The sequence below is a fragment of the Sodalis-like endosymbiont of Proechinophthirus fluctus genome (assembly GCF_001602625.1).
Taxonomy (GTDB): domain Bacteria; phylum Pseudomonadota; class Gammaproteobacteria; order Enterobacterales; family Enterobacteriaceae.
On the sequence record NZ_LECR01000061.1, the window covers coordinates 3,751 to 4,715 of the forward strand.

A 965-nucleotide genomic window follows, 5' to 3' on the forward strand; every position below is an offset into this window, starting at 1 on the left:
CCCGCCACTACGCGCACGTAGACTGTCCAGGGCACGCCGACTATGTGAAAAACATGATCACCGGCGCGGCTCAGATGGACGGCGCGATCCTGGTCGTTGCCGCCACCGATGGCCCGATGCCGCAGACCCGCGAGCACATCCTGCTGGGTCGCCAGGTTGGCGTACCGTACATTATCGTATTCATGAACAAATGCGATATGGTTGATGATGAAGAGCTACTGGAACTGGTAGAAATGGAAGTACGTGAGCTGCTGTCACAGTACGACTTCCCCGGCGATGATACGCCGGTTATCCGCGGTTCCGCATTGAAAGCGCTGGAAGGTGACGAAGCCTGGACGCAGAAAATCATTGAACTAGCGGAAGCATTGGATAGTTATATTCCGGAACCGGAACGCGCCATCGACAAGCCGTTCCTGCTGCCGATTGAAGACGTATTCTCCATCTCCGGCCGCGGTACCGTGGTCACCGGTCGTGTAGAGCGTGGTATCGTCAAAGTGGGCGAAGAAGTGGAAATCGTCGGTATCAAAAACACTACCAAAACCACCTGCACCGGCGTTGAAATGTTCCGTAAACTGCTGGACGAAGGTCGTGCCGGCGAGAACGTGGGTGTGTTGCTGCGCGGTACCAAGCGTGACGACGTCGAGCGTGGACAAGTTCTAGCCAAGCCAGGCTCGATCAAGCCGCACACCCAATTTGAATCGGAAGTGTATATTCTGAGCAAAGATGAAGGCGGCCGCCACACGCCGTTCTTCAAAGGCTACCGTCCACAGTTCTATTTCCGTACCACTGACGTGACCGGTACTATTGAACTGCCGGAAGGCGTTGAAATGGTAATGCCTGGCGATAACATCAAGATGGTTGTCAAACTGATTGCCCCGATCGCCATGGACGACGGTTTGCGTTTTGCCATTCGCGAAGGTGGCCGTACCGTTGGCGCGGGTGTTGTTGCCAAAATTATCGCTTAA

General features: G+C 54.9%; 1 protein-coding gene. It reads left to right on the forward strand.

Annotated elements, in window-relative coordinates; translation table 11 throughout:
- On the forward strand, window positions 1-965 hold a 965-nt coding region (gene tuf, locus BG74_RS21195), incomplete at its 5' end, for an elongation factor Tu (RefSeq protein ID WP_066596077.1).